Source organism: Brevundimonas sp., assembly GCF_036405315.1.
GTDB lineage: Bacteria > Pseudomonadota > Alphaproteobacteria > Caulobacterales > Caulobacteraceae > Brevundimonas.
In genome coordinates this window covers 1-4,599 of record NZ_DASWXW010000116.1, presented here as the reverse complement: position 1 = coordinate 4,599, position 4,599 = coordinate 1, and the positions used below count along the sequence as shown (strand labels likewise).

At 68.7% G+C, this 4,599-nt stretch carries 4 protein-coding genes; all 4 read left to right on the top strand.

What is annotated here, in order from left to right; translation table 11 throughout:
- The first annotated feature begins 204 nt into the window (after positions 1-204).
- Positions 205-2,292 (top strand): carbon starvation CstA family protein, encoded by a 2,088-nt coding sequence (locus VGE49_RS06875; protein ID WP_331033820.1) that lies wholly within the window; start codon positions 205-207, stop codon positions 2,290-2,292.
- Positions 2,285-2,542, top strand: a complete 258-nt coding sequence (locus tag VGE49_RS06870; protein WP_331033819.1) for a YbdD/YjiX family protein — start codon at positions 2,285-2,287, stop codon at positions 2,540-2,542. The genes VGE49_RS06875 and VGE49_RS06870 overlap by 8 nt, the downstream gene beginning before the upstream one ends.
- A 54-nt stretch (positions 2,543-2,596) precedes the next feature.
- Complete coding sequence (locus tag VGE49_RS06865; protein ID WP_331033818.1) at positions 2,597-3,898, top strand: S41 family peptidase; 1,302 nt, start codon at positions 2,597-2,599, stop codon at positions 3,896-3,898.
- Between the two features lie 115 nt (positions 3,899-4,013).
- The coding region (locus VGE49_RS06860; RefSeq protein WP_331033817.1) for a type I glyceraldehyde-3-phosphate dehydrogenase at positions 4,014-4,599 on the top strand (586 nt) is incomplete at its 3' end.

The following is a 4,599-nucleotide window of genomic DNA, read 5'->3' as shown; positions in this document are numbered from 1 at the left end:
GCCGACACGGATCAGGCGCGCGAGCGGGCGACCGAGGCGGCGGGCAAGGTGCGGGTGGTCAAACCCTGAAAAAACGCGGCAAAGCTTGCCCTGACTGTCAAATAAAGGCGCCGACCTTCGACTTTAGTCGGTTGGCGCCGGCCCCCTAATGGGTTCAGAAATGCCGAAAGGTCGCACCCAAGCCGACCCGGAGGACCGTTCGTCATGGGCAAGCTCAAGACCGCGCTAATTTTCGGCGCCATAGCCATACTGGGGGCGATCGCCCTCGCCGTCATCGCCCTGCACCAGGGCGAGAGCATCAGCGCCGTCTGGATCGTGGTGGCCGCGCTCTGCGTCTACGCCATCGCCTACCGCTTCTACGCCCGCTACCTGGCCGGAAAGGTCATGGGGCTGAATGCGAAACGGCCCACGCCGGCGGTGCGGCATAACGACGGGCTGGACTATGTGCCGACGCCCCGCAACGTCCTGTTCGGCCACCATTTCGCGGCCATCGCGGGCGCGGGGCCGCTGGTCGGGCCGGTGCTGGCGGCGCAGATGGGCTATCTGCCCGGCGTCCTGTGGATCCTGGTCGGCGCCGTGCTGGCGGGGGCGGTGCAGGACATGATCGTCCTGTTCATGTCCACCCGCCGCGACGGTCGCTCGCTGGGCGACATGGTCCGCACCGAGATGGGCCCCATTCCCGGCATCATCGCCCAGGTCGGCGTCCTGATGATCATGGTCATCATCCTGGCGGTTCTGGCCCTCGTCGTGGTCAAGGCCCTGGCCGAGAGCCCGTGGGGCACCTTCACCGTCGCCGCCACCATCCCCATCGCCGTCTTCATGGGTCTTTATACCCGCTATCTGCGGCCCGGTCGCGTGGGCGAGGTCTCGGTCATCGGCGTGGTCCTGCTGATCCTCGCCATCATCGGCGGCGGTCATATCGCCGCTGATCCCTTCTGGGGTCCGGCCTTCACCCTGTCGGGCACCACCCTGGCCATTGCCATGATGGCCTACGGCTTCGTCGCCTCGGTCATTCCGGTCTGGCTGCTGCTGGCGCCGCGCGACTACCTGTCCACCTTCCTGAAAATCGGCGCCATCCTGGGCCTGGCCATCGGCATCCTGATCGTGCGCCCGCATGTTCAGATGCCCGCCATCACCCCCTTCATCGACGGCAGCGGCCCGGTCTTCTCCGGCGCCCTCTTCCCCTTCCTGTTCATCACCATCGCCTGCGGCGCCGTCTCGGGCTTCCACGCCCTGATCTCCTCGGGCACCACGCCCAAGCTGCTGGAGAACGAGAACCAGATCCCGCTGATCGGCTATGGCGCCATGCTGTGTGAAAGCTTCGTGGCCATCATGGCTCTGATCGCCGCCACGGTGCTGGACCCGGCCGTCTATTTCGCCATGAACAGCCCGGTCGCGGTGATCGGCGACAACGCCGCCTCCGCCGCCGCCGCCGTGGCCCAGTGGGGCTTCCACATCACCCCCGGCGAGTTGGAGCAACTGGCCCGCGACGTGGGCGAGCACTCCATCCTGTCGCGCGCGGGCGGCGCCCCGACCCTGGCCGTCGGCATGGCCCACATCCTGTCTGGCGTCATCGGCGGCAAGGCCATGATGGCCTTCTGGTACCACTTCGCCATCCTGTTCGAGGCCCTGTTTATCCTGACCACGGTCGACGCCGGCACCCGCGTCTGCCGCTTCATGATCCAGGACCTGCTGGGCGTCGCCGTGCCCAAGATGCGCGAGACCAAGTCCTGGACCGCCAACGTCCTGGCCACCGCCCTGACCGTCGGCCTGTGGGGCTACTTCCTCTACACCGGCGTGGTCGATCCCCTGGGCGGCATCAACAGCCTGTGGCCCCTGTTCGGCATCGCCAACCAGATGCTGGCCGCCGTCGCCCTGATCCTGGGCACCGTGGTCCTGTTCAAGATGAAGCGCGAGCGCTTCGCCTGGGCCACGGCGGTCCCTGCTGTCTGGCTGCTGATCTGCACCCTGACGGCGGGCTTCCAGAAGCTGCTGCACCCCGACGTCAAGATCGGCTTCCTGGCCCACGCCCGGAAATATCAGGACGCCCTGACCGCCGGCGACATCCTGGCCCCGGCCAAGACGGCGGGCGACATGCACCGCATCATCATAAACGACTACGTCAACTCGGCCCTGACGGCGGGCTTCCTGTTCGTGGTCCTGACCATGGTGGTCTATGGCGTGCGCGCCTGCCTCAAGGCCCGTCAGAACAGCCAGCCCACCGTGGTCGAGCAACCCGCCGCCCACGAACTGACGCTGGAGGACGAAGCCATGGACATCGCCCGTGCCTAGCCTCACGCCGGAGTCCGGGGAACCCGTCGGCGGCGCGGACCTGCTCTGCGTCTGCCGGGATACACTGGTGCGGTGGGGCAAGGACGCCCGCCGCACCGCCAGCCTCATGGTCGGCCAGCCCGACTATGAGGTCTATGTCGCCCACGCCGAGACGACCCACCCGGACCAGCCGCCGCTGGACCGCACCGCCTTCTTCCGCCTGCACGAGGCCCGGCGTTTCGGCGCGGGCGGCGCCTTCCGCTGCTGCTGAGACCTTACCGCGAGTTCACTCGCCAAGGCCGGGCGGCGGCATAAGGTGGCGGGCATGAAAGCGCCCGCCCCCGCCTTTGGCTTTATCGCCGCCCTGCTGCTCGCCGCCTCGCCCGCCCTGGCGCGACAGGCCGAGGCCCCCGCCGCGCCCCGCGTCGTCGTCGGCCAGATCGCCGCCGCCATCCGCGACGCCTATTTCGATCCCGCCAAGGCCGAGACGATCGCCGCAGCCCTGGAGGCCGAGGCCGCGGCGGGCCGCTACGACGGCCTAACCGATCCGCGCGATCTGGAAACGGCGCTGACCGCGCGGCTGGAACCCTACGACCAGCATTTCAGCGTCGGCAAACCGGCGCCTTCGTCGCCCGCCGCCGCCCCGTCGTCGGGCGCCGCATCTGGCCTCGCCCCCGTGCCCTTCCCCGTCGTCGCCGCCCGTCAGGGCCAGGGCTTCCGCGCGGTGCAAATTCTGCCCGGCAATGTCGGTCTGATCGAGATGCGCTTCTTTGGCGACTTCGAGGGGGCCGATGATCCCGCTCGCAAACAGGTCGACGCCGCGCTCCAGCTGGTTTCCGGCGCCGACGCCGTCATCATCGACTTGCGCAACAACGGCGGCGGCTCGCCCGCCATGGTCGGCTATCTGGTCAGCGCCTTCGTCGGGCCGGACGCCGACGTCTATAACCGTTTCCATTCGCGCGAGGGCGAAAGCAGCGAGGCCCCGGCCCAGCCCCATGCCGCCCCGCGCGTGGACGTGCCGGTCTATGTCCTGATCAGCGGCCGCACGGGCTCCGCAGCCGAAGCCTTCGCCTACACCCTGCAGGCCGCCAGGCGCGCCGTCATCGTCGGCGAGACCTCGGGCGGCGCGGCCAACCCCGGCGGCCCCGTCTTCACGCCCTCGGGCTATCGCATCTTCATCTCGACGGGCTCGCCGACCAATCCGCTCACCGGCGCCAACTGGGAACAGGTCGGCGTCCGCCCCGACGTGGCCATGCCCGCCGAGGACGCGCTGGAAACCGCGTGGAAAGCCGCGCTCGCATCCCAATCGAGCGCCGCGCCCGCCGCCGCGACCGAGGCCGCCTGGGTGCGTGAAGCCCTCGACGCCCGCCCGGCCGCCTTCGACCCCGCCCCCTACCTCGGCGCCTATGGCGGCTCCGTGGTCCAGGCCACCGACGACGGCCTGACCTGGAAAAACGAGCGCCGCCCGGCCTGGCGTCTGCGCCCCCTGTCGCCCGACCTCTTCTTCGACGTGAACGAGCCCTATCGCCGCATCCGCTTCGTGCGCGACGAGGCGGGGCGCGTCACGGCGCTCGAGGTTCTGGACAGCCAGACGGGCGTCAGCCGCCTGCTGCGCCGCGCCGCCTAGGCCTGATTTCGGTTACGTCCGAACACACCTTGTTATGGCGGCGGGGTTGAATCACGACGCCGATAGTCCGAGAAGGCTCCCAATCATAACCGCCCTCGTTCAGGAGACCTCCCCCATGACCGTTCGCGTCGCCATCAACGGCTTCGGCCGCATCGGCCGCCTCGTGCTTCGCTCGATCGTCGAGCATGGCCGCAAGGACATCGAAGTCGTGGCGATCAACGACCTGGGTCCGGTTGAGACCAACGCCCACCTGCTGCGCTATGACTCGGTGCACGGCCGCTTCCCCGGCACCGTGACCTCGGGCGAGGACTGGATCGACGTCGGCACCGGCAAGATCAAGGTCACGGCCGAACGCGACCCGGCCAACCTGCCCCACGCCGAGTTGAAGGTGGACATCGCCTTCGAATGCACCGGCATCTTCACGTCCAAGGACAAGGCCTCGGCCCACCTGAAGGCCGGCGCCAAGCGCGTCCTGGTCTCGGCCCCCGCCGACAACGCCGACAAGACCATCGTCTTCAAGGTCAACCATGAGACCCTGACGGCCGACGACATCGTCGTGTCGAACGGCTCGTGCACCACCAACGCCCTGGCCCCGGTGGCCAAGGTGCTGAACGACCTGTTCGGCATCGAGCGCGGCTACATGACCACCATCCACGCCTACACCGGCGACCAGCCGACGCTGGATACGATGCACAAGGACC